The 25,284-nt window shown below is 67.9% G+C and carries 27 protein-coding genes, 1 tRNA gene and 1 pseudogene; 19 read left to right on the top strand and 10 right to left on the bottom strand.

Annotated features, from left to right (window positions below):
- Nucleotides 1-85: pseudogene (locus ACIO3R_RS33185) on the top strand (IS5/IS1182 family transposase); the annotation flags it as partial.
- Nucleotides 86-262: 177 nt separating this feature from the next.
- Here ACIO3R_RS33185 and ACIO3R_RS33180 read toward each other — a convergent pair.
- The 3 genes from ACIO3R_RS33180 to ACIO3R_RS33170 all read right to left on the bottom strand — a co-directional run bounded on the left by ACIO3R_RS33180 (nt 263) and on the right by ACIO3R_RS33170 (nt 3,319).
- Nucleotides 263-2,059 carry a DUF262 domain-containing protein gene (locus ACIO3R_RS33180; RefSeq protein ID WP_402110745.1) on the bottom strand — a complete coding sequence of 599 codons (1,797 nt, stop codon included), beginning with the start codon at nt 2,057-2,059 and terminating at the stop codon, nt 263-265.
- Between the two features lie 559 nt (nt 2,060-2,618).
- Nucleotides 2,619-2,828, bottom strand: a complete 210-nt coding sequence (locus ACIO3R_RS33175) for an e9imm peptide (RefSeq protein WP_402110744.1) — start codon at nt 2,826-2,828, stop codon at nt 2,619-2,621.
- A 23-nt stretch (nt 2,829-2,851) separates the two neighbouring features.
- A complete protein-coding gene (locus ACIO3R_RS33170) occupies nt 2,852-3,319 on the bottom strand; it encodes an NUDIX hydrolase (protein WP_402110743.1) in 468 nt (155 codons plus the stop codon).
- Between the two features lie 18 nt (nt 3,320-3,337).
- Between ACIO3R_RS33170 and ACIO3R_RS33165 the strand changes: the two genes are divergently transcribed.
- From ACIO3R_RS33165 to ACIO3R_RS33110, 12 genes are all read left to right on the top strand, one after another.
- Nucleotides 3,338-4,117, top strand: a complete 780-nt coding sequence (locus ACIO3R_RS33165) for a GntR family transcriptional regulator (protein ID WP_363069834.1) — start codon at nt 3,338-3,340, stop codon at nt 4,115-4,117.
- Between the two features lie 139 nt (nt 4,118-4,256).
- Nucleotides 4,257-4,610 (top strand): hypothetical protein, encoded by a 354-nt coding sequence (locus tag ACIO3R_RS33160; RefSeq protein WP_123526242.1) that lies wholly within the window; start codon nt 4,257-4,259, stop codon nt 4,608-4,610.
- A gap of 2 nt (nt 4,611-4,612) precedes the next feature.
- Nucleotides 4,613-5,968, top strand: a complete 1,356-nt coding sequence (locus ACIO3R_RS33155) for an FtsK/SpoIIIE domain-containing protein (protein ID WP_402110740.1) — start codon at nt 4,613-4,615, stop codon at nt 5,966-5,968.
- 84 nt (nt 5,969-6,052) lie between these two features.
- Nucleotides 6,053-6,256, top strand: coding sequence for a hypothetical protein (locus tag ACIO3R_RS33150; protein WP_124281822.1), 204 nt, complete (start codon nt 6,053-6,055; stop codon nt 6,254-6,256).
- Nucleotides 6,256-6,918 (top strand): DUF2637 domain-containing protein, encoded by a 663-nt coding sequence (locus ACIO3R_RS33145; RefSeq protein WP_402110738.1) that lies wholly within the window; start codon nt 6,256-6,258, stop codon nt 6,916-6,918. Before ACIO3R_RS33150 ends, ACIO3R_RS33145 begins: the two co-directional genes overlap by 1 nt.
- Nucleotides 6,919-6,939: 21 nt before the next feature.
- Nucleotides 6,940-7,131 carry a mobile element transfer protein gene (locus tag ACIO3R_RS33140; RefSeq protein WP_190874583.1) on the top strand — a complete coding sequence of 64 codons (192 nt, stop codon included), beginning with the start codon at nt 6,940-6,942 and terminating at the stop codon, nt 7,129-7,131.
- Between the two features lie 12 nt (nt 7,132-7,143).
- On the top strand, nt 7,144-7,299 hold the full coding sequence (locus ACIO3R_RS33135) for a hypothetical protein (RefSeq protein ID WP_123526237.1): 156 nt from the start codon (nt 7,144-7,146) through the stop codon (nt 7,297-7,299).
- Between the two features lie 23 nt (nt 7,300-7,322).
- Nucleotides 7,323-7,643 carry a SpdD-like protein gene (locus ACIO3R_RS33130; protein WP_402110736.1) on the top strand — a complete coding sequence of 107 codons (321 nt, stop codon included), beginning with the start codon at nt 7,323-7,325 and terminating at the stop codon, nt 7,641-7,643.
- Nucleotides 7,644-7,732: 89 nt separating this feature from the next.
- The gene (locus tag ACIO3R_RS33125) at nt 7,733-7,927 is read left to right on the top strand and encodes a hypothetical protein (RefSeq protein WP_402110735.1); all 195 of its coding nucleotides are present in this window, start codon (nt 7,733-7,735) and stop codon (nt 7,925-7,927) included.
- Nucleotides 7,924-9,303 carry a replication initiator protein RepSA gene (gene repSA / locus ACIO3R_RS33120; RefSeq protein ID WP_402110734.1) on the top strand — a complete coding sequence of 460 codons (1,380 nt, stop codon included), beginning with the start codon at nt 7,924-7,926 and terminating at the stop codon, nt 9,301-9,303. The genes ACIO3R_RS33125 and repSA overlap by 4 nt, the downstream gene beginning before the upstream one ends.
- On the top strand, nt 9,300-9,512 hold the full coding sequence (locus ACIO3R_RS33115; protein ID WP_219572936.1) for a helix-turn-helix domain-containing protein: 213 nt from the start codon (nt 9,300-9,302) through the stop codon (nt 9,510-9,512). Before repSA ends, ACIO3R_RS33115 begins: the two co-directional genes overlap by 4 nt.
- The gene (locus ACIO3R_RS33110; RefSeq protein WP_402110733.1) at nt 9,512-10,672 is read left to right on the top strand and encodes a tyrosine-type recombinase/integrase; all 1,161 of its coding nucleotides are present in this window, start codon (nt 9,512-9,514) and stop codon (nt 10,670-10,672) included. Before ACIO3R_RS33115 ends, ACIO3R_RS33110 begins: the two co-directional genes overlap by 1 nt.
- Before the next feature lie 51 nt (nt 10,673-10,723).
- Here the strand turns inward: ACIO3R_RS33110 and ACIO3R_RS33105 are convergent.
- Nucleotides 10,724-10,797, bottom strand: a tRNA-Gly gene (locus ACIO3R_RS33105).
- A gap of 491 nt (nt 10,798-11,288) precedes the next feature.
- Here ACIO3R_RS33105 and dcd point away from each other — a divergent pair.
- Together dcd and ACIO3R_RS33095 are read left to right on the top strand one after the other, a co-directional pair.
- Nucleotides 11,289-11,864, top strand: a complete 576-nt coding sequence (gene dcd, locus ACIO3R_RS33100) for a dCTP deaminase (protein WP_363021235.1) — start codon at nt 11,289-11,291, stop codon at nt 11,862-11,864.
- A gap of 6 nt (nt 11,865-11,870) precedes the next feature.
- Entirely contained in the window at nt 11,871-12,371 is a 501-nt protein-coding gene (locus ACIO3R_RS33095) for a phosphoribosyltransferase (RefSeq protein ID WP_385030439.1), read from the top strand.
- Between the two features lie 91 nt (nt 12,372-12,462).
- Here ACIO3R_RS33095 and ACIO3R_RS33090 read toward each other — a convergent pair whose 3' ends face one another.
- The 4 genes from ACIO3R_RS33090 to ACIO3R_RS33075 form a co-directional block, all read right to left on the bottom strand.
- Complete coding sequence (locus tag ACIO3R_RS33090) at nt 12,463-13,440, bottom strand: Yip1 family protein (protein WP_402110731.1); 978 nt, start codon at nt 13,438-13,440, stop codon at nt 12,463-12,465.
- A 128-nt stretch (nt 13,441-13,568) separates the two neighbouring features.
- A complete protein-coding gene (locus tag ACIO3R_RS33085; protein WP_402110729.1) occupies nt 13,569-14,762 on the bottom strand; it encodes an FG-GAP repeat domain-containing protein in 1,194 nt (397 codons plus the stop codon).
- Nucleotides 14,763-14,937: 175 nt separating this feature from the next.
- Nucleotides 14,938-17,205, bottom strand: coding sequence for a (Fe-S)-binding protein (locus ACIO3R_RS33080; protein WP_385030448.1), 2,268 nt, complete (start codon nt 17,203-17,205; stop codon nt 14,938-14,940).
- A gap of 101 nt (nt 17,206-17,306) precedes the next feature.
- Complete coding sequence (locus ACIO3R_RS33075) at nt 17,307-17,972, bottom strand: sugar transferase (protein ID WP_402110727.1); 666 nt, start codon at nt 17,970-17,972, stop codon at nt 17,307-17,309.
- 461 nt (nt 17,973-18,433) lie between these two features.
- Between ACIO3R_RS33075 and dnaK the strand changes: the two genes are divergently transcribed.
- From dnaK to ACIO3R_RS33055, 4 genes are all read left to right on the top strand, one after another.
- Nucleotides 18,434-20,290 (top strand): molecular chaperone DnaK, encoded by a 1,857-nt coding sequence (gene dnaK / locus ACIO3R_RS33070; RefSeq protein ID WP_402110725.1) that lies wholly within the window; start codon nt 18,434-18,436, stop codon nt 20,288-20,290.
- Complete coding sequence (grpE, locus tag ACIO3R_RS33065) at nt 20,287-20,946, top strand: nucleotide exchange factor GrpE (RefSeq protein ID WP_363021242.1); 660 nt, start codon at nt 20,287-20,289, stop codon at nt 20,944-20,946. The genes dnaK and grpE overlap by 4 nt, the downstream gene beginning before the upstream one ends.
- Before the next feature lie 132 nt (nt 20,947-21,078).
- On the top strand, nt 21,079-22,275 hold the full coding sequence (gene dnaJ / locus ACIO3R_RS33060; RefSeq protein ID WP_385030458.1) for a molecular chaperone DnaJ: 1,197 nt from the start codon (nt 21,079-21,081) through the stop codon (nt 22,273-22,275).
- A gap of 1 nt (nt 22,276) precedes the next feature.
- Nucleotides 22,277-22,723 carry a heat shock protein transcriptional repressor HspR gene (locus ACIO3R_RS33055; RefSeq protein ID WP_362961125.1) on the top strand — a complete coding sequence of 149 codons (447 nt, stop codon included), beginning with the start codon at nt 22,277-22,279 and terminating at the stop codon, nt 22,721-22,723.
- Nucleotides 22,724-22,727: 4 nt separating this feature from the next.
- Here ACIO3R_RS33055 and ACIO3R_RS33050 read toward each other — a convergent pair whose 3' ends face one another.
- Together ACIO3R_RS33050 and ACIO3R_RS33045 are read right to left on the bottom strand one after the other, a co-directional pair.
- Entirely contained in the window at nt 22,728-23,762 is a 1,035-nt protein-coding gene (locus ACIO3R_RS33050; protein WP_402110723.1) for a LuxR C-terminal-related transcriptional regulator, read from the bottom strand.
- Nucleotides 23,763-23,946: 184 nt separating this feature from the next.
- Nucleotides 23,947-24,921, bottom strand: a complete 975-nt coding sequence (locus ACIO3R_RS33045; protein ID WP_385352268.1) for a helix-turn-helix transcriptional regulator — start codon at nt 24,919-24,921, stop codon at nt 23,947-23,949.
- Nucleotides 24,922-25,284 lie beyond the last annotated feature (363 nt).

Genomic DNA, 25,284 nt, shown 5'->3' with positions numbered 1-25,284 from the left:
GGAACGACGAGCAGACATCCACGAAGCCTTCCTCAAACTCGCCTGCTGCCTCATCACCCACCGACAGATCACCTCATTGTGTTAGCCGTTGTTAGCCGGTCAACAGCCGTACAGCATCACCAAGCCTGCCAATGCGCACCTGTACCGCCTGATACCCCGGTTGACCGCGACTGACTGCTCGATCTGGCATGGATATGGCACACGCAGAGTCGCCAACATCCGTCCGCAAGTTCGCTCCGCTCGCGGCTCTCTTCCGCTCACCTCATTGCGTAGGAAACTTTCGGATAAGGTCGATGAGGTCCGCTCCGGTTACCTCGTCTGTCGAAGGTCCATTGCGGACATAAAACCGACCATCATGCATCACGGGAGATTCGCTAGCCTGCGGCTCAAGCTTCCATAGCAAGTAACCTCGGTACCGAAATGGAGAAAGAGTCCCAGCGAGAGAACGCGCAAATTTCGGCTCAAGTTTCGATGACTTGATCCTGTCTATCAGCCAGCGAAAGTGCTCATCAATTGATTTACCCATAGCGTCGAGCTCGTGTTGAGTTCCTGTGACACAGAACCGGTCCACCTTATAACCTTCAACGCCATTGAAACGCTTGATGGATTCTGCATCGCCATCGTCGTCTGCCACGCCAATGAAGATTATTCCCTTGGCCTTGGAATGAACATTCGCCATGGCGGAGGCGATTTTGAGAATTTTCTCGAAGCTTCCATCGTCGAAATTCGATGATTTGTTTACCTGACAGAACCCTTGCTTGAGTTCAAACAGAGCGTCCTCGGTCAAGGCCATGCGAAGCGTCGATTCAAACCTTAGGGCGTGTTCCTGTAGCCGCAGGGTATTCTCGTCCTCCGTGGGCTCAAATACGCGCCTCAGGGAACCCTTCACGGCTTCAACAAGCTCGCCCTTCCGCGCGCTTCCCCAGTTTCCACCCCCGGGAACGCTCAAGTCCTTGTCCCAAAATCCCTTTAGAGCTTTAGCCAACTCATTCTTGCTCTTAGGGACTAGATTCTCCTCATGCAGAAGCTGCTCTAGAGCGACGAACAAGGCATGAAAATGACGCGGAACACCGCGCGGGTTCTGCTGGGTAACTGTCCAGGTGAAGTAGGGTGCATGGGCGACATCGAGAGTTTCTGTGATCAAATCAAGCGTTGCCATGAAGCGCCGCTCAATTTCATCCTTTCCGATTGTCAGGAGACGCGCCCGAATGGAAAGCGCGGAGGTAGAATGCGTCACACGCTCTTCGCTGTATGCGGCATTTCGGTACTCGGTTCCGCTAGATGCAAAGGGGCGAAGGATCAGATCAAGGAGAAGATCCAAGACCAGCTCCTCATCCCGTGATTCCCGCACAGCATCGCGAGACAGGATCCCTTGCTTCACCCAAAAGATGTCCCCATCATAAATACCGTAATCGAGATCCTTGTTGGTGATGCTGATTTTCGGCATGTCTTGCAGATTTACATAATCGGTCAACGAAGAGTCTCCGCGGATGGCGGCGCTGAGGCGCCGCACCAGACTTGCAATCTCTGCGGTTGATCCAGCCTGCCGAATCTCTTGAAGGCTCAGATGTCTACCTGATGAGTTAATTCTCCGAAATACCTCATCGACAGATGATTCACTCGCTGAGCGGTAGGTAGAAACAGGCAAGTGATAGTTAGTGAAATCACGACACGTAACCCGGTCCCAAACGGGAGTTTTTTGCTTCAGCGCTCCACTGTCCGCGAAGAACTTCGTGTCTGCCAGTGTTTCCAGATCGAAGTATCGACCGTCGACCGGGTATTTATTTTCAATGAACGAGAAAATAGCATCCAAGCGTTGCAGTCCGTCAATAACTTCCAGTCGAGCATTTCCTTCGTACTGGCTTTCCGCCAAAAGGATGAGCGGAATCGGGAGCTTTTTCAATGCCGAATCAATGAGGCGCTGCTTTTCCTCCACCGCCCAAACAAGTTTGCGCTGATAACGGCGATTGATGAGGAATCTGTTTTGGATGTAGTCAGTATAGAGCTGCTGCAGGCCTTCACCCTTAACTGAAAGTTCAGTTCCTTCACTAACGGTCATCAGCCATCCCTGAGGGTGCAAGATTATTTACGCGGCTGCGGCCGCGTCTAAGATCCGCAGTCTAGGGCGTTTCGACCTCGATGACCCTGTTTCTGGGTGATTCAGTTGAGCTCTGGGGACCCGCCAGCGCCACTATCCGACCCACACTCTCCCCAGCTCCCATCCCGTCCGCCTTCGACCCACACACCGTGGAGCGGGCGTGGTTCAGGGCGTCAAGGTGGAGCGCGCTACTGTACGAACGACCTTGACGCCCTGGGCCGCGACTGCTCGGCTCTGCCTGGGTCGAAGGCGGACGGGATGGGATCACCCACGACGCTCACCACGAACCCGCCGGCACTCGCGAACGGCGCCCCTCCCATCCCGGAGTCTGAGCGCCCCCGCCGGAGGCATGTCCTCGAGCCGCGGATGGCTTCTTCGCTTCCGCCCGCAGCACGAGCGCGCCGCCGGGCGCGGCCAGCCGGGGCGGAGACAGGAGGCAGGCCGTGCCGCTGAGGCGGCGCGCGCCCGCGCCGTGCGCGGGTCTTGATGAAGTAGAGAAACTCTTACCGCGCTGCTTGGGTCAGAGCGCGATCGGCTTGTAGGCCAACGCTCGATCGACGACCTTGGCGGCGCTTAGGTCGGGCTCGAAGTCCCAGTAGATGTAGTCGCTGAGGTGAGGGCATGCGAGTCCGCGGCACAGGGCGTCCAGGATCTCGTTGCCTTCGGCTTCGCTGGTGACGTCGCCGCCCAGGAGGCGCTGGACGAGGGGCAGGGCTTCGTCACGGCTCATCCTCTCGTAAGGGCCTGGAGCCGTCACTGTGTCTTGTTCAGCCGACGACCGTCGTGGCTCCGCACGTGCGGGCCGGCCCCGTCCAGGGCGTCGAGCAGACGGATTGCGTAGACCTCGGACATGCGCTCGGTGATCTGCTCCGGGGTGAGCCAGTCGACCGCGGTTGATTCGACTGACGTGCGCTCGGTGCCCCCGGAAGGCTTGCACCGGAAGACCATGGCAACGATGCCTCTAGCCGTGTTCTTGTAGACGCCCGTGAGCTCGTCGACCTCGACGCGGATGCCGGTCTCTTCCCAGACCTCGCGGCTGACGCCCTGCTCCGGGGACTCCTCCAGCTCCAGCACTCCGCCCGGCAGCTCCCATGTCCCGTTGTCCGCGCGGCGGATCGCCAGGAGTCGGCCGTCCTCGCGCACGACAGCCCCCGCCACGGACACACTGTGCTTCGGCGTTGACGGAGCTTCCTGGGCGCTGTTACTCATGTACAGGAGCATAGGAGAGTGAGTAGGTCGATGGGAACAGCAGTAGGAGGTGACAGGGCCGTACCTCGGTACGTTCAGATCGCCGAGGAGATCGTTCAACAGATCCGGGCCGGTGTCCTCAAGCCCGGCGACATGGTGCCCAGTGAGTCCGAGTTGGTGGACCGCTACGGCGTATCCGGCGGGACGATCCGTAAGGCCATGGTGGAGGTCCGTGCGAGCGGCCTGGTGGAGACCCGACACGGCAAGGGGTCCTTGGTGAAGGCTCGGCCCCCGGTGCGTCATCGGTCCTCCGATCGGTTCCGGCGCTCGCATCGCAAGGGTGGCAAAGCCGCTTACCTCGCGGAGTCGGAGCAGGCCGGCGCGACCGCCAAGGTGAGCGTGCTGTTCATCGGCCCCGCCGATGCACCCGCTGACATCGCGGAGCGTCTCGGTGTGGACCCCGGAGCCAAGGTGCTGGCTCGCCGCCGCCTCTACTTCCGCAACGGCACTCCGGTCGAGACTGCAACGTCGTACCTGCCGTGGGACGTTGTGAAGGACATCCCGGAGCTGTTCTCCGAGAACCCCGGCCCCGGTGGGATCTACGCCCGACTTGAGGACGACGGCCACGTCTTCGCCGAGTTCGTCGAGACCCTGCAGGCGCGGCCGGCCTCGAAGGCGGAGTCCTCCGAACTCGCGCTGAGCCCCGGCGCCCCGGTCATTCACCTCATCCGAGATGCCGTGACCGAGGAGGGTCGTGTGGTCGAGGTCTGCGACACCCTCATGGCCGCTGACCAGTTCGTCTTCAGCTACAGGATTCCCGCCACCGACTGACGTCCGCTCAACTCACCCCAGCCCGCTGCGATTTCCTCTTCGTAGCGGGTTGACTCATGTACAGGAGTGATGCACTCTTCTTCATGTCACTCATATACATGAGTGACGGAGTTCAGCACCTACAGAGGAGTGATCTGCTGTGCGTCAGATTCCCGTCGACACCACGAACGCGACCGTGATGGTCGCCAAGGCCCCCCAGCCCAAGGTCAAGGACCGCCGTACCGGTGAGATCGCCCTCGACAAGGACGGCGTGACGCTGATGACGGTCGAGGTCATGTTCTCCACGCCCGACGAGGTGGAGATCCTCAAACTCACCGTTCCCCAGCCCGGCGTCTCCGAGGACCTGGCCATGGGCACCCCGGTCGCGCTGACCGGCCTGGTCGCCTCGGCGTGGGAGAACGAGTTCAACGGACAGAAGAAGCACGGGATCGCATTCCGCGCGGTCGCTGTCACCTCGCTCGCCGCCGCTGCATCGCAGTCGAAGGCGGCCTGATCATGACCGGCTTCACGGTCGCCCTGGTGCTGGTTGTCGCTACCGCAGTGATCCTGCGGTGGCGGCGCCCCGCCTGGTACTGGCTGGCCTTCGGCGCTGTCTTAGCCGCTCTACGGGTCTTGGTCCGCTACGTCTCTGTGATGGACGCGTGCGGACTGACCGTCCCGCCCTCCCGCTGGCGCCTGACCCTCGCCCGGATCGCGAACCGGCCCGTGCCGGAATCCCGCGCCCCACGCATCCTGCGCGTCCACCCCACCCGAACCGGCCTGGTGCTACGCCTCAAGCTCCGCCCCGGACAAGACGCGTTCGACGTCTCCGCCGCCTCGGACCGGCTGCGCCACTCATTCGGCATGTACGGCGTGACCTCACGCGAACTGCGCTCCGGCGTCGTCGAAGTACGGATGACCGGCTACGACGTACTCAAGCGGGTGCAGATGCCCGCCAAGACCGACCCTGCACCGATGCGGGTACCGGTCGCCCTACGCGAGGACGGGGCAGTCCACTACCGCGACTACCGCGCCGTGCCGCACGGACTCACCCTCGGCGCCACCGAGTCAGGGAAGTCTGTCTACCAGCGCAACCTGGTGGCCGGCCTCGCGCCCATGGACGTCGCACTGGTCGGAATCGACTGCAAGCAGGGCGTCGAACTCTTCCCGCTGGCCCGCCGGTTCTCCGCCCTCGCCGATAACCCCGACACTGCCCTGGAGCTCCTCGAAGCCCTCGTGACGCACATGGGGGACGTCTACCAACTGATCCGGGCTGAACAGCGGATCACGGTGAACGTGCCGGACGCGGAGATAGCAGCTGACATCTGGGACCTGCCCGAACACCTGCGCCCGGTGCCGGTCGTGGTCCTGGTGGACGAGGTCGCCGAACTCGCCCTGTTCGCGTCCAAGGACGAAGAGAAGCGCCGCGACCGGATCATCACCGCCCTGGTCCGCCTCGCCCAGCTCGGCCGCGCTGCCGGGATCTACCTGGAGATCTGCGGACAGCGCTTCGGCTCCGAACTCGGCAAGGGCATCACCATGCTCCGCGCCCAGCTCACCGGCCGCACCGCCCACCGCGTCAATGACGAGTCCTCCGCCAACATGGCCTTCGGCGACATCGCTCCGGACGCCGTCCTGGCCGCAATCCAGATTCCCACCGAGACACCCGGCATCGCCGTCACCGGCGACTCCTCCGGCGGCTGGGCCCGCATCCGCGCCCCGCACACCTCGCTGCGCCAGGCCGTGAACATCTGCAACCGGCACGCCGACCGCACCCCGGCCCTGCCCGTCCTCGCGGCCTTCCGCCCCATGGTCGGTTCCCTGGCCCCGGCCTCCGAGCCGCTCGCCAAGGCCACCCCCGCCACGGCCTGAGTCCTCCCGCACCCCCGGTCGGCGCGACCGCATCGCGCCAGGTCCCTACCCGCTCCATGCCTGAAGGAAGGGAGACCGACTCCCATGTGTGAGCACATCGAGGACTTCCACCGCACCGTCCTGATGCTCGGCGCTCTGGCCCTGTACGCGGAAATGCCGGGTGCCGACGACGCGTTCATCGACTCCATTGGTCCGTCCCTGGCCGTGTCGCTTCCTGAGCCGCCGCCGGGAATGTTCCCGCCCGGCTACGACCCCATCGGCGGCACCGACCACCCCGGGGGCGTCTGATGGCCCGCCCCGCGTTCCGCGTGGACGCCGTCCTGGTCCAGGCCGTCATCGCCGGTGCCCTCTCCTTCGCCCACCTGCACGACCTCGCCGACGCCGCTGGGCAGGACGGCTGGAAGGCCTGGGCCTACCCGATCTCGGTGGACCTGCTCCTGGTCGCCGCGTGGCGACGCCTGCGCAGCGAGGGTCCGTCTCGGCTGGCCTGGTGCTGGTTCCTGATCGCGCTGTTCGCCTCGCTGGGTGCCAACGTCGCGACCGCCGGATTCCTCGACCTCGCCCACCCGCCGGCCTGGCTGCGGTTCGGCATCGCGGGATGGCCCGCGCTCGCCTTCCTCGGCGGCACGCTCCTTGCCCACTCGCACACCACCGAGGAGCCGGAGCCCGTTCCGCCAGCACCCGCAGTCCCGCATCCCACGACAGAAGTAGAGCGGGAACCCGCCCCCGATCCGGCACCCGAGCCCGAGCCGATCGCCGCAGCTGCCGAGAACACCCCGGCACTCGCCCCCGCCGGTCCGTCGGTCCCGGCCGCGCTGGTCGACCACGCCCGCAAGCTCGCCGCCGACCACCACGCCCGCACCGGCGCCCCGATCGACACCGACACCTTGCGCGCCCGGCTCGGCGTCCCGCCACAGCTCGCCGAGACCATCGCCGCCCAACTCGCCTGACCAGACGGGAGAACCACCGCTATGCCCGCTCGTGACCACTTCCACTCCGTGATGCGGATCGGCCCCGTACAGATCGGCACCCACCGCGACCGCCGCGGCCAGACCAAGCACGCCGCCGTCTGCACCGCTGACCGCTGCGGCTGGTCCGCCGACTACTCCAGCCAGAGCGCCGCCCAGCTCGCCGCCCGCACCCACCGCTGCACCGCCCGATAGGAGAACGGCCCCGTGGATGTCCCGCTCTGGTTCGCCCTGATCATCGTCGGCTGGCTCGGCATCAAGCTCATCCGCCCGCCCCTGTGGCTCGTCGCCGTCCTCCTGCTCGGCGGCTACCTCCTCGCCGACAGCCTCCTTGCCCCCGCCATCGACACCGCCGTCAAGTAACCACCCGCGAAGGGAGATCCACCATGTTCAAGCCGAAGGTTCCGACCATGCCCCAGCCCACCGGCCTCATCACCCGACCGACCGTCGTCGAGCCGACTGCCGTGGTCCAGCACACCCCGCCGAGCCCTGCCCCGCTGACTGTCCCGATCGCTGCGGCCAGGCCCACCGTCCAGCTCACGCCCGGCGCCGTCGTCGCACTTGTGGGTGGTGGGACGGCCGTCGTCCTGGTCGTCGGCGCGGTCTTGGTCTCGATGCTCCTCGCGGTCGCCGTCACCGGCGCATCCATCGCTATCTGCGCCCTGGTCATCCGCTCGCTCATCACTTCCGCAGACCAGCGCCGCTGACCGGCCCCCGGACGGCGCACAAGCCGCCAAGCATCGCCGCCGCCCGGACAGCCCGGCCCCTTCCAACCGCAGCCGAAAGGACCGCCATCATGGCCCAGCACAGCCTTGCTCCGCCGCGTCTCTGCCCGGACTGCAACGGCTTCCCCGTCGTCGCCATCGACACCGGCACGCTCCTCGACAACGGCACCCGCGCCATCCTCCTGGTCGCCTGCCACCTCTGCCGCGGCACCGGCTCGACCATCACCGCGACTCCCGCCCCGGTCGTCCAGCGGGAGCACGCGTGACGGACTCGATCCTCGCGAGCCTGGACCCGGCCACCCTCGGCGATCTGCTGCGGGTGGCCGGGTCCACCGGCTTCGACCGCTGGCAGGACCAGATCCGCCGCACCGGCGGCTGCTCCAACCCCATCCACCTCTCCGGCTGGACCCTCACCAAGGACAGGACCACCGGCCAGACCATGCACCGCTACTCCACCAGCACCGAGCCCGGAGGACGGCTCCGCATCGCCTGCGGCAACCGCCGCGCCTCACGTTGCCCTGCCTGCGCCTGGACCTACTCCGCCGACACCTACCACCTGATCCGCGCCGGACTCGCGGGCGACCAGGACAAAGACGTCCCTGCCACCGTCCGCGACCATCCCCGCGTCTTCGCCACGCTCACCGCCCCGTCTTTCGGCCCGGTCCACAACCGTCCCGACTCCGGCCGCTGCCGCTGCGGCACCACCCACAGGCCGGATGACGATGCCCTCGGCACCCCGCTCGACCCCGACACGTACGACTACGCGGGCGCGGTCCTCTTCAACAACCACGCCGGGGACCTCTGGCAACGCTTCGCCAACCGCCTCCGCCGCGAGATCGCCGCCCGCGCCGGCCTCACCCAACGCGAACTCAAAGAAGCGGTACGGGTCTCGTACGGCAAGGTCGCCGAGTTCCAGAAGCGCGGCGCCGTCCACTTCCATGCCGTCATTCGCCTCGACGGCCCCGACGGACCCGACAGCCCGCCGCCCTCCTGGGCTTCCGTGCAGCTGCTCAGCGACTCCATCCGCGCCGCCGCCGTGCACTCGTACACGACTATCACCGTCCCGGCCGCCGCCGGCCAACCCGCCCGCCCACTGCGCTGGGGCACCCAGCTCGACATCCGCCCCATCCGCGCCTTCGACGTCGGGACCGACATCACCGAACAGGCTGTCGCCTCCTACGTCGCCAAGTACGCGACCAAAGCAGCCGAGACGACCGGCACCGTCGACCGCCGCGTCGGCAACCGCGAGGCCCTGGCCCTCCTCGACGTACCCGACCACCCGCGCCGCCTCATCGAAGCCTGCTTCGATCTCGATGCGCTCTACCCGGACCGGCGACTGAGGGCCTGGGCACACATGCTCGGCTTCCGCGGCCACTTCTCCACCAAGTCCCGCCGCTACTCCACCACCCTCGGCGCACTCCGCCAGATTCGCGCCGACTACCGCGCCGCCCAACAGCGCGAAGAACTCGGCCTGCCCGACCCGGACCAGGACCCAACCGTCCTCGTCCTCACCGACTGGCAGTACGCCGGACAAGGCCACAGCCCCGGCGAATCCCTCCTCGCGGCTTCGATCGCCAGAGACCTGCAACACAACCGAGAAACGGCACGCGCTGCCCTCGCCCTGGAAGGAGACCGGTCGTGACTGACCCCCTGCTCACCGTCGACCAAGCCGCCGAACGCCTCGGCACCACCACACGCTTTCCGCGCCGCCTCGTCGCCGAGCGGCGCATCGCCTTCGTCAAGGTCGGCAGTCACGTGCGCATCAAGGCGAGCGTCCTTGAGGCGTACATCGAGGGCAACACCGTCCAGCCGATCCGCCGCCGTCGCTCCCGCTACGGGAGGGCTGCCTGATGGGGAACGCCAAGGGAAGCCGCCGGCGCTTCGGTGCCGTGCGTCAGTACAGGTCCGGCCGCTGGACTGCGAGCTACCTGGGCCCGGACGGACAGGACTTCCGAGCACCCGAGACCTTCGACACCAAGAAGGACGCCGAGGTCTGGCTCTCCCAGGTCGAAGCGGACCTCACGCGCGGCAACTGGCAGGACCCGGACGCCGGGGCGGTGAACTTCAAGGAGTACGCCCTCCAATGGGTGGATGAGCGCGGTCTCTCCGCCACTACCGATGAGCTGTACCGGCGCCTCCTGAGGCTCCACCTCCTGCCCACTTACGAGGGCCTGGACCTCGACGAGATCACCGCACCCCGTGTTCGAACCTGGCGAACTGAGCGGCTGTCGTCCACCGGAGCAGCCACGACCGTGGCCAAGGCCTACCGGCTGCTCAAGGCCATCATGGAAACCGCGGTCGATGACGAGTTGATCCGCCGCAACCCCTGCCGCATCCGGGGCGCTGGGAAGGAGTCGTCCGCCGAACGCCAGATCGCCACCGTCGCCCAGGTCGACGCGCTCGCGGATGCTCTCGGGGCCCGCTGGCGGCTGATGGTCTACCTCGGCGCATACGGTCCGATGCGCCCGGAGGAACAGGCGGAGCTCCGGCGCAAGGACGTCGACCTGGACGGGATGACCATCCGGGTCCGCATGGCGGCTCCCGAGTTGACCACCGGTCGCCGCGCTCCTGGCGACACCAAGTCGGATGCGGGCAAGCGGGTCGTGGTCCTGCCGGCCTTGCTGCGGACCGACCTCCGCCGACACCTCGACTGGTACGCCGAGAAGGGCCCGGACGGACTTCTGTTCGTGGGGGAGAAGGGCAAGCCGTTCCGGCGTTCCACATTCGGGCGGAAGTGGCGCAGGGCTCGCGTGCTCGTCGGCATGCCGAACGGCTTTCGCTTCTACGATCTTCGTCACACCGGGCACACCCTGGCCACCCGGTCCGGGGCCACCCTCAAGGACACGATGGTTCGCGCCGGCCAGTCGTCGGAGAAGGCCGCGTTGATCTACCAGCACTCGGACCTTGAGCGACAGCAGGAAGTGGCGAGCGGGCTGGATGACCTCGTGCGGTCCGCCCGTAAGAAAGCTGATCAGGGGCCTTCTGGTGCGGATCTGGTGCGCGACCCCTGAAGTGGTCCAGACAACAAAGAAGCCCCCGGCCGCTGGCCTGGGGCTTTTTCATGGAGCGGGTGACGAGAATCGAACTCGCGCTCTGAGCTTGGGAAGCTCATGTTCTACCATTAAACTACACCCGCGTGACGCACTGGCTGACCAGCGACGTATCGCTCCACACTGTACCCCATCGCTGGCTCCCCGATGGGTGGGCCCAGGCGTGGGGCGGGGTGGGGGTGTGTCGTGTTGAGGGGTGGATGCGGGTGGGTGGGGCGGGAGTTGGGGGCGTAGCGTGGGTTCTCGGAGTGCCGCGTGGAGTGGCGTCCCGTTCATCCCCTAATGTGGCTTTCTCGTCCACGGCTTGATGGGGAAGGGACTTGATGGACTCCTTGGAGCGCACCGTCGTCCGCTGTGCCGAAGGGCACGTTTTCGCTACCGCCTCGTTCCCGATGCAGCAGCTCGGGTCCGGGCGGATCGGTCCCGGGCGGCTTATCCGCTGTCCTCGTTGCGCCCGGTTGCGGCATGCCGTGCCCGTGGTGTTCGAGGAGCGGTAGAGAGCTTCCGGGAAGGTGGCGACAGGCGCGCGGGGCGGCCCGATGTGGGTGGGTCCGCGCGTTCTGCGTATCCTCGGTGAGTGCTTCTCTCAGACAAGGACATCCGGGCCGAGATCGACGCCGGACGCGTACGTATTGATCCTTTCGATACGTCGATGGTGCAGCCGTCGAGCATCGATGTGCGGCTCGACCGCTACTTCCGGGTGTTCGAGAACCACCGCTATCCGCATATCGATCCCGCCGTGGAGCAGGTCGATCTGACCCGCACGGTCGAGCCGGAGGGGGACGAGGCGTTCATCCTCCACCCCGGTGAGTTCGTGCTCGCGTCGACGTACGAGGTCATCTCGCTGCCCGACGATCTCGCGTCGCGGCTGGAGGGCAAGAGCTCGCTCGGCCGGCTCGGGCTGGTGACGCATTCGACGGCCGGGTTCATCGATCCGGGGTTCTCCGGGCACGTGACCCTGGAGCTGTCGAATCTGGCGACGCTGCCGATAAAGCTCTGGCCGGGGATGAAGATCGGCCAGTTGTGCCTGTTCCGGCTGACGTCTCCGTCGGAGTTCCCGTACGGCTCCGAGCGGTACGGGTCGCGGTATCAGGGGCAGCGCGGTCCGACCGCGTCGCGTTCGTACATGAACTTCCACCGGACCCAGGTGTGATGTCCGATGGGCGATGACGTGCGGGAGAACCTGACGTACGACGGCTTCGGGCATGCCGTGCGGGAGCTGGCGCAGGCCGTGGCCGACGACGGGTACGAGCCGGATGTGGTGCTGAGCATCGCGCGTGGCGGGGTCTTCGTCGCGGGCGGGCTGGCGTACGCGCTGGACTGCAAGAACATCCACCTGGTGAATGTGGAGTTCTACACCGGGGTGGGCACCACGCTGGAGATGCCCGTCATGCTGGCGCCCGTGCCCAACGCCATCGACTTCTCGGACAAGAAGGTCCTGATCGCCGACGATGTCGCCGATACCGGCAAGACGCTGAAGCTGGTGCGCGATTTCTGCATCGATCACGTCGCCGAGGTGCGGTCCGCCGTCATCTACGAGAAGTCGCATTCACTCGTGAAGTGCGAGTACGTGTGGAAGAAGACCGATCGCTGGATCAACTTCCCCTGGAGCGTGGAGAAGCCCGTCGTGCGCCGCGGCGGGCAGGTGCTGGACGCCTGAGCCGTCCCTCCGACGCGGGTGCGGACGCGGTTGTGGATGTGGATGTGAAAGACCCCCGGGCCTCTGGCTCCGGGGGTCTTTTCGGGTCGGGTCAGATCGTGCCCAGTTTGAGGATCGACACGAGCGCGATCAGCTGGATCGCGCTCGCGCCCAGCGCCTTCGGCCACGGCAGGTCGTGGGACTTGCTCACCATGGAGGTGAGCAGGGCCGCCGCCGCCAGCCAGGTCACCCAGCCGAGGATCTGGACCAGAGAGTTCTCGCCGCCCAGGAACAGCGCGAAGATCAGGCGGGGGGCGTCCGTGATCGACGTGATCAGCATGGAGAGGCCCACCGTCGGCTGCCAGGCGCCGTCGCCGCCCAGCTGGCGGGCGAGTGTGTGGGTGACCGCGCCGAGCACCAGGCCGCCGATCACGAAGCCGATGCCCGTGATGATGACGTAGGGGATGGCCTCGCCGACCGGGGCGTGGATCGCGTCGTTGCGGGCCTGGTCGAAGCCGAAGAGCGCCAGCAGGCCGTAGAGGAACGTGACGATGAGCGCCGGGCCCCAGACGGGGTAGTCGCGCATCTGCCAGAACGTCGGGGCGGGGCGCATCACGATGCCGCTCAGCAGCTGCTTCCAGTGCAGGCGCGGGCCCGCGGGCTGGACGGGGGCCTGGCCGGCGCGGTAGGTGTTCCCGTCGCCGTAGGGGTCCTCGTTGATGCTGAAGGCCTGTGTGTGGCCCGGGTTGTTGGCGTACGGATCGCCGTGGTGCGGTTGCTGGGGGTGCTGCGGTTGGTGGGGCTGGGGGTACGGGTCGGCGAAGTACTCCGGCTCGTCCACTCCGCCGCCCTGGTAACCGCTGCCCTGGTAACCGCCGCCCGGGTGGTAGCCGCCGTTGTTCTGGCCCCCACCGCCGTTGTGCGGGCCGCCGCCGTTGTAGCCGCCGCTGTTGTGCGGGGCGCCGTTTCCTCCTGTCGGCGGCCATTGCTGCTGTCCGTACGGCGGTGGTGCCTGATTGCCGTACGGCTGCTGCTGCGCTTGCTGCGGGGTGCGGTTGTCCCGGCCGCGTCCGATCCTGAATCCAGCCACGTAATCGAACGTACCTGGTCCGTCCGGGGCGGGAGGGAGGGGCGGGGGAACTGGCCCGCCTTTGCGGCCTAGCTGTGACATCCCCTAAGGGAACCCTGGGGGGTTGTCCGCAGGCGAGCCGGTGGTGGTCAGCGCGCGTTGAACAGGGCGCTGGTGAACGTGATCAGCGGGCGGTCCGGGGTGGCCGCCGGGTACAGCGCGATCAGGTCCGCCGTCTCGCCGCGGTGGGTGCGCACCACCGTGTCCGGCTTCTTGTCGCCGTCGAAGTCCGCGTAGCGGATGAGGAGGGTCGTTTCTGCGGAAGATGCGGAGGCTGCGGAGACCGCGGAGGCCGGCGGGTTGTCGGAGCCGGTGGTGGTGGTGGCCGCGGGAGGTGTTGGGGGCGTCTTCCGGCGCAGGGGTGCCGCAGGGAGTTCGCCGGCCGGGGCCTTGAAGCGGTACGTGCCGCCCGGCCGGCCCGGTCCGTCGGGGCTGCCCAGCAGCAGCGTCCCCTTGCCGGCGGTGCCGGGCTCGTGCGGGCGGGCGGCGTACACCAGGTCGTCGTAGCCGTCGCCGTTCGTGTCCGCCCGGGGCTCGGGGGCCGACAGGGCCGGGCCGGCGCCCGGGACGGTGCCCCCGGCGGCGTGCGGGCGGCCGTCGCGGGTGAAGGGGCCGCGCAGGAAGCTGAGCCGGCCCGCGCTCGCCGTCACGGCCAGATCGGGCTTCCCGTCGCCGTCGAAGTCGCCGCAGACGGGGTGGTCGGGCCACTCGTTGCCGAAGCGGGCCCGGTCCGGGATGCGGAGCGCGACCGCCCTGCCGGTGAGGCCCGCGGGGGAGCCGAACAGGATCTGGAGCGGCACGGGCGGGCGGCCGATGCCGTTGTACGGGGGGTCGGTGGCCACGATCAGATCGGTGAAGCCGTCCTGGTCCAGATCGCACGAGGCCTCGGCGTCGAAGGCCGAGGGGAGGGTGCCGCCGGTCCTGGCGGCGTTCGCGTGCGCGCTCAGCAGCTGGCGTACGGACGGGTCGAGGCCCTGGGAGGCGGAGCCGTACACGATGCCGATGCCCGCGTCGTCGCCGTGCCTGTCGGCCGCGGGCTTCACCAGGTTGTTGAGGACGAGGTCGCGGTGGCCGTCGCCGTTGAAGTCGTCGGGGGTGTGGCTGCCGCCGCCGCGCGGTACGGGGTGGCGCTCGGCGCCCGCGAGGCCGGACAGGGCGGTGGGCGGGGCGTCGCCGTTCTTGCCCGGTCCGGCGGCCGGGGAGCTCGTGCACGCCGTCAGCAGGAGCGCACAGGCGCAGCCGGCCGCGACGGTGGCCGTCGCCCTTGCGCTGCGTATCCGCACTGGAGCACCTCGTCCGTTTCGTGTGCCTCGGGTGTCTCGCCTGTCTGTCCCGTACGTCTCGTACGCCCCGGTGGCCGTCCCACATGATGCGTCACCGGGGCGGGAAAGCAGAAGCGGCCGGTCCTGCCCCCGAGGCAGGTCCGGCCGCTTGTGCACCGCGGTGGCGCGGTACCGGTTACTTCACCGGTTCCGGCTCCGGCGCGTCCGCCGTTTCCGGCTCGCCCGCCGGATCGGCCGGGGTCCTCACGGAGTCGAGCAGCAGCTGCGAGACGTCGACCACCTGGATCGACTCCTTCGCCTTGCCGTCGTTCTTCTTGCCGTTGACCGAGTCGGTCAGCATGACGAGACAGAACGGGCAGGCCGTGGAGACGATGTCGGGGTTGAGGGCGAGGGCCTCGTCGACGCGCTCGTTGTTGATGCGCTTGCCGATCCGCTCCTCCATCCACATCCGGGCACCGCCGGCGCCGCAGCAGAAGCCGCGCTCCTTGTGGCGGTGCATCTCCTCGTTCCGCAGGCCCGGGACCTTCGCGATGATCTCGCGCGGGGGCGTGTAGATCTTGTTGTGACGGCCCAGGTAGCAGGGGTCGTGGTACGTGATCAGGCCCTCGACCGGCGTCACCGGGACCAGACGGCCCTCGTCGATGAGGTGCTGGAGCAGCTGCGTGTGGTGGATGACCTCGTACTCGCCGCCGAGCTGCGGGTACTCGTTCGCGATGGTGTTGAAGCAGTGCGGGCAGGTCGCGACGATCTTCTTGGTCGCCTTGGCCTTCTTCGTCGAGTCGTCGTCGTCATCCTCGCCGAACGCCATGTTCAGCATCGCGACGTTCTCCTGGCCGAGCTGCTGGAACAGCGGCTCGTTGCCCAGGCGGCGGGCCGAGTCGCCCGTGCACTTCTCGTCGCCGCCCATGATCGCGAACTTGACGCCCGCGATGTGGAGCAGCTCCGCGAAGGCCTTCGTGGTCTTCTTGGCGCGGTCCTCCAGGGCGCCGGCGCAGCCGACCCAGTACAGGTAGTCGATCTCGGAGAGGTCCTCGACGTCCTTGCCGACGATCGGGACCTCGAAGTCGACCTCCTTGGTCCACTCGACGCGCTGCTTCTTGGCGAGCCCCCAGGGGTTGCCCTTCTTCTCCAGGTTCTTGAGCATCGTGCCCGCCTCCGACGGGAACGCGGACTCGATCATCACCTGGTAGCGGCGCATGTCGACGATGTGGTCGATGTGCTCGATGTCGACCGGGCACTGCTCCACGCACGCACCGCAGGTGGTGCAGGACCAGAGCACGTCCGGGTCGATGACGCCGTTCTCCTCGGCGGTACCGATGAGGGGGCGCTCGGCCTCCGCGAGGGCGGCCGCGGGGACGTCCTTGAGCTGCTCCTCCGTCGCCTTCTCGTTGCCCTCCATGTCCTTGCCGCCGCCGGCCAGCAGGTACGGGGCCTTGGCGTGCGCGTGGTCGCGCAGGGACATGATCAGGAGCTTCGGGGAGAGCGGCTTGCCGGTGTTCCAGGCGGGGCACTGCGACTGGCAGCGGCCGCACTCGGTGCACGTGGAGAAGTCGAGGATGCCCTTCCAGGAGAACTGCTCGACCTGGGAGACACCGAAGGTGTCGTCCTCGCCCGGGTCCTCCCAGTCGATCTCCTTGCCGCCCGAGGTCATCGGCTGGAGCGCGCCGAGTGCGACCTCGCCGTCGGCGTTCCGCTTGAACCAGATGTTCGGGAAGGCGAGGAAGCGGTGCCAGGCGACACCCATGTTGGTGTTGAGCGAGACCGTGATCATCCAGATCAGCGAGACGCCGATCTTGATCATCGCGGTGAGGTAGATGAGGTTCTGCAGCGTGCCGAGCGCGAGTCCCTTGAACGCGAGGACCAGCGGGTACGAGACGAAGTACGCGGCCTCGTAGCCGCCGACGTGGTGGATCGCGCCCTCGAGGCCGCGCAGGGTCAGGATCGCCAGGCCGATGACGAGGATGACGTACTCGACGAAGTACGCCTGCCAGGCCTTCGAGCCCGCGAACCGCGACTTGCGGCCGGCCCGGGAGGGCAGGTTCAGCAGCCGGATGGCGATCAGCACGAGGATGCCGACCGTCGTCATCAGGCCGATGAACTCGATGTACAGCTCGAACGGCAGCCATTCACCGATGATCGGGAGGACCCAGTCCGCCTTGAAGAGCTGTCCGTACGCCTGGAGCAGCGTCGGGGGCAGCGTCAGGAAGCCGATGGCGACGAACCAGTGCGCGAAGCCGACGATCCCCCACCGGTTCATCCGGGTGTGGCCGAGGAACTCCTTGACCAGGGTGATCGTGCGCTGTTTCGGGTTGTCGGTGCGGCTGCCGGCCGGGACCGGCTGTCCGAGCGTGACGGACCGGTAGATCTGCGCGACGGCTCGGGCGATGAGCGCAACGCCGACCACGGTCAGCACCAGCGACACGATGATCGCGGCGAGTTGCATTGGGGGCTCCTCGGGCCTGCGAGGGTGGGTTCCAGCACCTACTGGCACGTACTGGGGATTACTAAGCAGTAACTTAATCAGTCTGTGCTGACACTATCCACTTATTCCGCCGCGCTGTAGTTGGGCAGGCGGTGATCTGTGTCGCTCAGGCATGCCTGGCCGCGCCGGGTGAGGCCGCGGGCTGCCTCGCGCAGGGGCGTGTACGCGGCCTCGGCGAGGATCGCCAGGTCCAGTGCGAGCCCGTGGTGCCCGGCGTAGTGCTGGTCGAGGAGGTCCGCCTCGTCCCACGGCATCGCGGAGCGGCGGCGCACCTGGGCCAGGCCGGTCAGTCCGGGCTTCAGCTCCCGCCGCCAGTCCCGCGCACCGGCGGCGGCGCCCCGTCCGTCGCCCGGTGCGAGCGGTTCGGGGCCCACCAGGGAGAGCTCGCCCCGTACGACGTGGGGCAGCCGGGAGAGCACGTCCAGCCGCAGCCGCCGGGTGCGCAGGGACCGCAGCACGAAGGGCCTGCCGGCCAGCCCGGTGCGGGGGGAGCGCGTCAGTACGCCGCCGGGGCGCCGCCGCACGGCGAGGACGAGGGCGGCCGTGGCGAGGACCGGGGTGGCCAGGAGCAGGAGTGCGGAGCCGAGGAGCAGGTCCAGGGTGCGCTTGGCGGTGGGGCGCGGCGGGGCTGCCGGGGTCAGTGCCCGCAGGGCCGTGAGGGCGCTCGCCGCGCGGGACGGCCTCGGCGGCTGCCACGAATGCCGTGCCGTCCGCCACGGATGCCGCACCGGGCTGCGCCTCGGCGCCTGCCTCTGTCTCGGCCTCGGCCTCTGCGTCTGCATCGTTCGCACCTGCCTGGGATCGGCTGCGGGGGTTGGCTGCCGGGGCCGCCCGCCCGGGGTGGGTGTCTGGCGGGCCGGCTGCCGGGCGGGTTGCTCGCCTGCCACCGGTTGGCTGTCTGGTTTGTGCGGCTCGCGCCATTTTGTGACAGAACGATCCCATGGCGCGATGATGGTGAGGGGTGTGTGGCCCGCCGGGTGGGCAGGTGTCGCCCGGCGGTCGGCTCAAATCCGTCCCCGCGTGAGTCATATGTGATGTGTGTCCGTCGTCACAAAAGTGAGCAATTCGCTGATGGCGCGGAGCGTGTGCACGATAGTTGAGTCGCCTCGACTCAGGTCTGTTGACTCCGGGAGCGATGTCATGCATCCTTGAGCCAGATCCACTCAAGTAGTCAGTTGGAGGAATTGAAATGGCACGTGCGGTCGGCATCGACCTGGGCACGACTAACTCCGTCGTCAGCGTTCTCGAAGGCGGCGAGCCCACCGTCATCACCAACGCCGAAGGCGCCAGGACCACGCCGTCCGTCGTCGCCTTCGCGAAGAACGGCGAGGTTCTGGTCGGCGAGGTCGCCAAGCGCCAGGCAGTGACGAACGTCGACAGGACCATCCGCTCCGTCAAGCGCCACATGGGCACTGACTGGAAGATCGACCTGGACGGCAAGAGCTTCAACCCGCAGCAGATGAGCGCCTTCATCCTGCAGAAGCTGAAGCGTGACGCCGAGTCGTACCTGGGTGAGAAGGTCGCCGACGCGGTGATCACCGTCCCGGCGTACTTCAACGACTCCGAGCGTCAGGCGACGAAGGAGGCCGGCGAGATCGCGGGCCTGAACGTCCTGCGCATCGTCAACGAGCCGACGGCCGCCGCGCTGGCGTACGGGCTCGACAAGGACGACCAGACGATCCTCGTCTTCGACCTCGGTGGCGGCACGTTCGACGTGTCCCTCCTGGAGATCGGTGACGGCGTCGTCGAGGTGAAGGCCACCAACGGTGACAACAACCTCGGTGGTGACGACTGGGACCAGCGCGTCGTCGACTACCTGGTGAAGCAGTTCGCCAACGGGCACGGCGTGGACCTGTCCAAGGACAAGATGGCTCTCCAGCGTCTCCGCGAGGCCGCGGAGAAGGCGAAGATCGAGCTGTCGTCCTCGACGGAGACCACGATCAACCTGCCCTACATCACGGCGTCGGCCGAGGGCCCGCTGCACCTGGACGAGAAGCTCACGCGCTCGCAGTTCCAGCAGCTCACCGCGGACCTCCTGGACCGCTGCAAGAACCCGTTCCACAACGTCATCAAGGACGCGGGCATCCAGCTCTCCGAGATCGACCACGTCGTTCTCGTCGGTGGCTCGACCCGTATGCCGGCCGTCGCCGAGCTCGTCAAGGAGCTCACGGGCGGCCAGGACGCCAACAAGGGTGTGAACCCGGACGAGGTCGTCGCCATCGGCGCCTCGCTCCAGGCCGGTGTCCTCAAGGGCGAGGTCAAGGACGTCCTGCTCCTCGACGTGACCCCGCTGTCCCTCGGTATCGAGACCAAGGGAGGGATCATGACGAAGCTCATCGAGCGCAACACCACGATCCCGACCAAGCGCTCCGAGATCTTCACGACGGCCGAGGACAACCAGCCGTCCGTGCAGATCCAGGTCTACCAGGGCGAGCGCGAGATCGCGGCGTACAACAAGAAGCTCGGAATGTTCGAGCTGACCGGCCTGCCGCCGGCCCCGCGGGGCGTGCCGCAGATCGAGGTCGCGTTCGACATCGACGCCAACGGCATCATGCACGTCGCCGCCAAGGACCTCGGCACCGGCAAGGAGCAGAAGATGACCGTCACCGGTGGCTCCTCGCTGCCGAAGGACGAGGTCAACCGGATGCGCGAAGAGGCCGAGCAGTACGCGGACGAGGACCACCGCCGCCGCGAGGCCGCCGAGTCGCGCAACCAGGGCGAGCAGCTCGTCTACCAGACGGAGAAGTTCCTCAAGGACAACGAGGACAAGGTCCCCGGTGACGTGAAGACGGAGGTGGAGACCGCGCTCACCGAGCTGAAGGAGAAGCTCAAGGGCGAGGACACCGCCGAGATCCGTACCGCCACCGAGAAGGTCGCGGCCGTCTCCCAGAAGCTGGGCCAGGCGATGTACGCCAACGCCCAGGCCGAGGGCGGCCCGCAGGGCGCGCAGCCGGGTGCCGAGCAGGCCCAGGGCGACGGTCAGGACGATGTCGTCGACGCCGAGATCGTCGACGACGAGAAGGACACCAAGGGCGGTGCGGCGTGACCGAGGAGACTCCGGGCTTCGAGGAGAAGCCCGACGTCCCCTCCGGCGCCACCTCTGACGACGCCGGGACGGAGGCCGCCACCCCCTCTTCGGAGGAGGCGGCGGCCCCCGCCGGGGACGCGAACCAGACAGCCGGTCTGACCGCGCAGCTGGACCAGGTCCGCACCGCGCTCTCCGAGCGCACGGCAGACCTCCAGCGGCTCCAGGCCGAGTACCAGAACTACCGCCGCCGCGTGGAGCGGGACCGGGTCACGGTCAAGGAGATCGCAGTCGCGGGTCTCCTGTCCGAGCTCCTGCCCGTGCTCGACGACGTCGGCCGGGCCCGCGAGCACGGCGAGCTCCTGGGCGGGTTCAAGTCGGTGGCCGAATCGCTGGAGACGGTCGTCGCCAAGCTCGGCCTGCAACAGTTCGGCAAGGAGGGCGAGCCCTTCGACCCGACGATCCACGAGGCCCTGATGCACTCGTACGCGCCGGACGTCACCGAGACGACCTGCGTGGCGATCCTGCAGCCCGGGTACCGGATCGGCGAGCGCACCATCCGTCCCGCACGGGTGGCGGTGGCCGAACCCCAGCCCGGGGCGACGCCCGCGGCCGCGAAGGACGCGAAAGAAGAGCAGGCAGCCGACGAGGAGAGCGGTGGCGGCGAGGAGGTCTGACATTCTGTCCGACCACTTGGCGGCACACCGCCCGGCCCGCAGGGCCTTCGGTCGGGATCGGGCGGGGCTCCACGAGCCCGGCAGGATCCCGACTGAAGGCCCTGGGCCGGTCGTCCGGAAGGAGGGACGTCGATGAGTACGAAGGACTTCGTCGAGAAGGACTACTACAAGGTTCTCGGCGTCCCGAAGGACGCCACGGACGCCGAGATCAAGAAGGCGTACCGGAAGCTCGCCCGCGAGTTCCACCCGGACGCCAACAAGGGTGACAACAAGGCGGAGGAGCGCTTCAAGGAGATCTCCGAGGCCAACGACATCCTCGGTGACACCAAGAAGCGCAAGGAGTACGACGAGGCCCGCGCCCTCTTCGGCAACGGCGGCTTCCGCCCCGGACCCGGCAGCGGCGGCGGCAACTTCAACTTCGACCTGGGGGACCTCTTCGGAGGCGCCCCGGGCGGTGGCCAGGGCGGCGGAGCCGGCGGCTTCGGCGGCGGTGGCGGCGGCGGCCTGGGCGATGTCTTCGGCGGCCTCTTCAACCGGGGCGGCGGCACCGGCACCCGGGTGCAGCCGCGCCGCGGCCAGGACATCGAGTCCGAGGTGACGCTCAGCTTCACCGAGGCGGTCGACGGGGCCACGGTCCCGCTGCGGATGTCCAGCCAGGCGCCCTGCAAGGCGTGCTCCGGCACCGGCGACAAGAACGGCACCCCCAGGGTCTGCCCGACCTGCGTCGGCACCGGCCAGGTCTCGCGCGGCACCGGCGGCGGGTTCTCGCTCACCGACCCCTGCGTGGACTGCAAGGGCCGGGGCCTCATCGCCCAGGACCCCTGCGACGTCTGCAAGGGCAGCGGCCGGGCGAAGTCGTCCCGCACCATGCAGGTCAGGATTCCGGCGGGCGTCTCCGACGGCCAGCGGATCCGGCTGCGCGGCAAGGGCAGCCCCGGCGAGCGCGGCGGACCGGCCGGCGACCTCTACGTCGTCGTCCACGTCGACACCCACCCGGTCTTCGGCCGCAAGGGCGACAACCTCACGGTCACCGTGCCCGTCACCTTCACGGAGGCGGCGCTCGGCGGCGAGGTGAGGGTGCCCACGCTCGGCGGACCGCCGGTCACCCTGAAGCTCCCGGCCGGCACGCCCAACGGGCGCACCATGCGCGCCCGCGGCAAGGGCGCGGTCCGCAAGGACGGCAGCCGCGGCGACCTGCTGGTCACCGTGGAGGTGGTGGTTCCCAAGGACCTGGGCACGGACGCCCGGGACGCCCTGGAGGCCTATCGCAAGGCGACCGCGGACCAGGACCCGCGGGCGGAGCTGTTCCAGGCAGCGAAGGGAGCTTGAGATGGACGGCCGCCGGCGTAATCCGTACGAACTGACCGAAGAATCCCCGGTGTACGTGATCTCGATCGCGGCCCAGCTCTCTGGTCTCCATCCCCAGACGCTGCGCCAGTACGACCGCCTCGGCCTGGTCTCTCCCGACCGCACGGCCGGGCGCGGCAGGCGCTACTCGGCCCGCGACATCGAGCTGCTGCGCACCGTGCAGCAGTTGTCGCAGGACGAGGGCATCAACCTCGCCGGCATCAAGCGCATCATCGAGCTGGAGAACCAGGTCGCGGCCCTCCAGCAGCGCGTCGCCGAGCTCTCGGCGGCCGTGGACGGGGCGGCGGCGACGTTGCAGCAGCGCGAGGCGCAGGTGCACGCGTCGTACCGGCGCGATCTGGTGCCGTACCAGGACGTGCAGCACACCAGCGCCCTGGTGGTCTGGCGGCCCAAGCGGCCCAAGGAGTAGTACCTCAGCGCTCCCCGAGGCCCGTCGCCCCGCTCGTGCGGGGCGGCGGGCCTTCGTGTTGCCCCGGCCGGGGACCGGCGATCCCGGAGCCGACGAGGAGGGCGCCGAGCTGGGTGCGGCTGGTGGCGTTGAGCGTGTGCATGAGCCTGGAGACGTGGGCGCGGCAGGTGCGGACGCTGATGCCGAGCTTTCCGGCCACGACCTGGTCGGTGTGGCCCTCGACCAGCAGGCGGGCGACGCTGAGCTGGACGGCGGTGACCGAGGTGCTGGCCGGGGCGGCCGGCACCGGATCGCTGAGCGGGGTGGCCTGCGCCCAGAGGACTTCGTACATCTGGATCAGATAGCGGACCAGCGCGGGGTGGCGGATCTCCAGCGCGACGTCGCGCGCCGCGTTGGCGGGGATGAAGGCCACGGTCCGGTCGAAGACGAGCAGCCGCTCGACCGTCTGCTCCAGCGTGCGGATCTGGATGAGGCCCGGCGGCATCTGGTTCAGATAGGCCTTGAAGGTCTGGTTGTAGCGGATGGGGTGCTGGTAGATGTGCCGGAGCGGGGTGCCCCGCTCCAGGGTGAGCCGGGCCCGGGACAGGGCCCTTTCGAGGTGGTCGGGCGGCCGCGTGCTGCCCGGTTGCAGCGTCCGGATCTCCTCGGTGGCGCTCTCCGTCGCGTTCTGGATGGTGGCGTCGATCAGGGGCATGCCTTCGAGGACGGTGATGGCGAGGTTGGGGTCCGTACTGGCCACGCCGGCCAGCGGTGCCAGCGAGTCGACCAGCGCGGCCGAGAGGCTGACGCGTTCGTGGATCTCCCGGACGACGGGCTGCAGCAGATGGGCCAGGGCGGCGGACGGCGGCACGGGACGCACCCAGGCGTCGTCCTGCGGGTCGGGGTGGACCAGCGCCAACTCGGTGAGGCAGGGCGCCGGCTGGATGGCGGTCCGGGGTATCCGTCCCGCGCTCAGCGCCTCGGTGTAGATCCTGACCGCGGTGTCGCACAGCGAACGGCCCTCGTGGGCGTGCGCCGTTGTGTCCTCATCCCTGCCCATTCGTGACCCCCCACTTTTGGCAGTGCAGCAAGATGACGGTGGTGGCAGCGTAGTTCGCGGGCCACTGTGGGTGTTGTCGGGGGAGCCGGGAACTCTCCCGGCCGATCGGGGCCGTGGCCATGTCTCTCCAAGGCGCGTGGCCATGTCTCCGGCCCGGGGTGGGGGGCTCTGGAGTGCCGGCCGGTCAGGAATCCTGATCGAGGATTCCCGACTGGGCGATCAGGTAGCCGAGCTGGGCGCGGCTCGTGCTTCCCAGCACGGCGGACAGCTTGGCGACATGGGCGCGGCAGGTGCGGACGTTCATGCCGAGGCGGCGGGCTATCGCCTCGTCGACGTGCCCCTCGATCAGCAGCGTGGCGATGGCGCGCTGGACGCCGGTGATGCCGTCCCTGGCCGGGTCGTACGGTGCCGCCTCGTCCAACGGGACGGCACGGCGCCAGAGTTGTTCGAAGACCTTCGTCAGATAGGCGACCAGCGCGGGGTGCCGTAGTTCCAGGGCGACGGGCAGGTCGTCCTGGACCGGGATGAAGGCTACGGTGTCGTCGCAGATGATGAGGCGCTCGATGAGCTCCTCCAGCGTGCGGATCTCCATCCTGGCGCCGGCCATGAGGTCGACGTAGGCGAACGTGCGCTGACTGTGCCGGACCGTGTGCTGGTAGAGGGTACGGACGCTGATGCCGGAATCTATGAGAGGTTTGCTGCGGGTCAGGGCCTCGCCGAGGACCTCCTCGCTGCGTTTGCCTCCGGGCTGGACGGTCAGCACTTCCGTCCGGCTCTCCGCGATGGCCAGGTCGAGCGCTCCGTTGATCCGGTCCATGCCCTCCAGCACCGTGATCGCGTGCGTGGGCGCGGGGCTCTGGGCGCTGATGGCCAGGAACGGTTCGAAGGCTTCGGCCAGCTCGACGGACGTCCGCCTGCGATCCAGGATCTCGCGTTCCAGCGGGTAGAGACGCTGAGCCAGTGCGGCCGTCGGCGGAACCGGACGAAGCCACGAGGCGTCGTCCGGATCGGGCAGCAGTAGGCCGAATTGGACGAGGCAGGGTGCGGGCCTGACCTCGGCGCGGGCGAGGCGGCCCACGCTGAGCGCGGCCGCATACAGCCTGGCACCCTCGGTGCACAGATTCGTGACCGCATGAGTATGTGTCGGTTTCGTGTCCATTATAGGCAAAACTCCACCCCCCAGGGTCCTGAACATTCAGGAACATGATGCATCGCTCCTGTGGCATTGACGCGTCCGAATGAGCCATCGTCTCTTGGAGAGCGGGGGAGAGGATCCATCAAGTGAGGACGAAGCCGACTATGTACAAGAGAATGCTTCGGTCAGTGCTTGGCACTGCGTTCGCGGCTGCTGCACTGCTGCTCGTGACGCATGGCTCTACTCCGGACGTTGGATGGGGCAATGCGCAGGCAAGCGCTGCCGTCGACCATTACCAGGGCGATGTCGGCTGGGGCAACGTACAGCCCGCTGCCGCCGGTGACCTTCACCAGTCCGACGTCGGCTGGGGGAACTCCGTGGAGAACA

The organism is Streptomyces sp. NPDC087428 (genome assembly GCF_044744085.1).
Taxonomy (GTDB): domain Bacteria; phylum Actinomycetota; class Actinomycetes; order Streptomycetales; family Streptomycetaceae; genus Streptomyces.
Note: the sequence above shows the minus strand (reverse complement) of the source record. Positions and strands in the feature narration are given on the sequence as shown.

What these genes read in the sequence shown, in the direction of transcription:
- ACIO3R_RS33180 (WP_402110745.1), bottom strand. Translation starts at nt 2,059, where the DNA reads ATGACCGTTAGTGAAGGAACTGAACTTTCAGTTAAGGGTGAAGGCCTG.
- ACIO3R_RS33175 (WP_402110744.1), bottom strand. Translation starts at nt 2,828, where the DNA reads ATGAGCCGTGACGAAGCCCTGCCCCTCGTCCAGCGCCTCCTGGGCGGC.
- ACIO3R_RS33170 (WP_402110743.1), bottom strand. Translation starts at nt 3,319, where the DNA reads ATGCTCCTGTACATGAGTAACAGCGCCCAGGAAGCTCCGTCAACGCCG.
- ACIO3R_RS33165 (WP_363069834.1), top strand. Translation starts at nt 3,338, where the DNA reads ATGGGAACAGCAGTAGGAGGTGACAGGGCCGTACCTCGGTACGTTCAG.
- ACIO3R_RS33155 (WP_402110740.1), top strand. Translation starts at nt 4,613, where the DNA reads ATGACCGGCTTCACGGTCGCCCTGGTGCTGGTTGTCGCTACCGCAGTG.
- ACIO3R_RS33150 (WP_124281822.1), top strand. Translation starts at nt 6,053, where the DNA reads ATGTGTGAGCACATCGAGGACTTCCACCGCACCGTCCTGATGCTCGGC.
- ACIO3R_RS33145 (WP_402110738.1), top strand. Translation starts at nt 6,256, where the DNA reads ATGGCCCGCCCCGCGTTCCGCGTGGACGCCGTCCTGGTCCAGGCCGTC.
- ACIO3R_RS33140 (WP_190874583.1), top strand. Translation starts at nt 6,940, where the DNA reads ATGCCCGCTCGTGACCACTTCCACTCCGTGATGCGGATCGGCCCCGTA.
- ACIO3R_RS33130 (WP_402110736.1), top strand. Translation starts at nt 7,323, where the DNA reads ATGTTCAAGCCGAAGGTTCCGACCATGCCCCAGCCCACCGGCCTCATC.
- ACIO3R_RS33125 (WP_402110735.1), top strand. Translation starts at nt 7,733, where the DNA reads ATGGCCCAGCACAGCCTTGCTCCGCCGCGTCTCTGCCCGGACTGCAAC.
- ACIO3R_RS33110 (WP_402110733.1), top strand. Translation starts at nt 9,512, where the DNA reads ATGGGGAACGCCAAGGGAAGCCGCCGGCGCTTCGGTGCCGTGCGTCAG.
- ACIO3R_RS33095 (WP_385030439.1), top strand. Translation starts at nt 11,871, where the DNA reads ATGGGCGATGACGTGCGGGAGAACCTGACGTACGACGGCTTCGGGCAT.
- ACIO3R_RS33080 (WP_385030448.1), bottom strand. Translation starts at nt 17,205, where the DNA reads ATGCAACTCGCCGCGATCATCGTGTCGCTGGTGCTGACCGTGGTCGGC.
- dnaK (WP_402110725.1), top strand. Translation starts at nt 18,434, where the DNA reads ATGGCACGTGCGGTCGGCATCGACCTGGGCACGACTAACTCCGTCGTC.
- dnaJ (WP_385030458.1), top strand. Translation starts at nt 21,079, where the DNA reads ATGAGTACGAAGGACTTCGTCGAGAAGGACTACTACAAGGTTCTCGGC.
- ACIO3R_RS33055 (WP_362961125.1), top strand. Translation starts at nt 22,277, where the DNA reads ATGGACGGCCGCCGGCGTAATCCGTACGAACTGACCGAAGAATCCCCG.
- ACIO3R_RS33050 (WP_402110723.1), bottom strand. Translation starts at nt 23,762, where the DNA reads ATGGGCAGGGATGAGGACACAACGGCGCACGCCCACGAGGGCCGTTCG.
- ACIO3R_RS33045 (WP_385352268.1), bottom strand. Translation starts at nt 24,921, where the DNA reads ATGGACACGAAACCGACACATACTCATGCGGTCACGAATCTGTGCACC.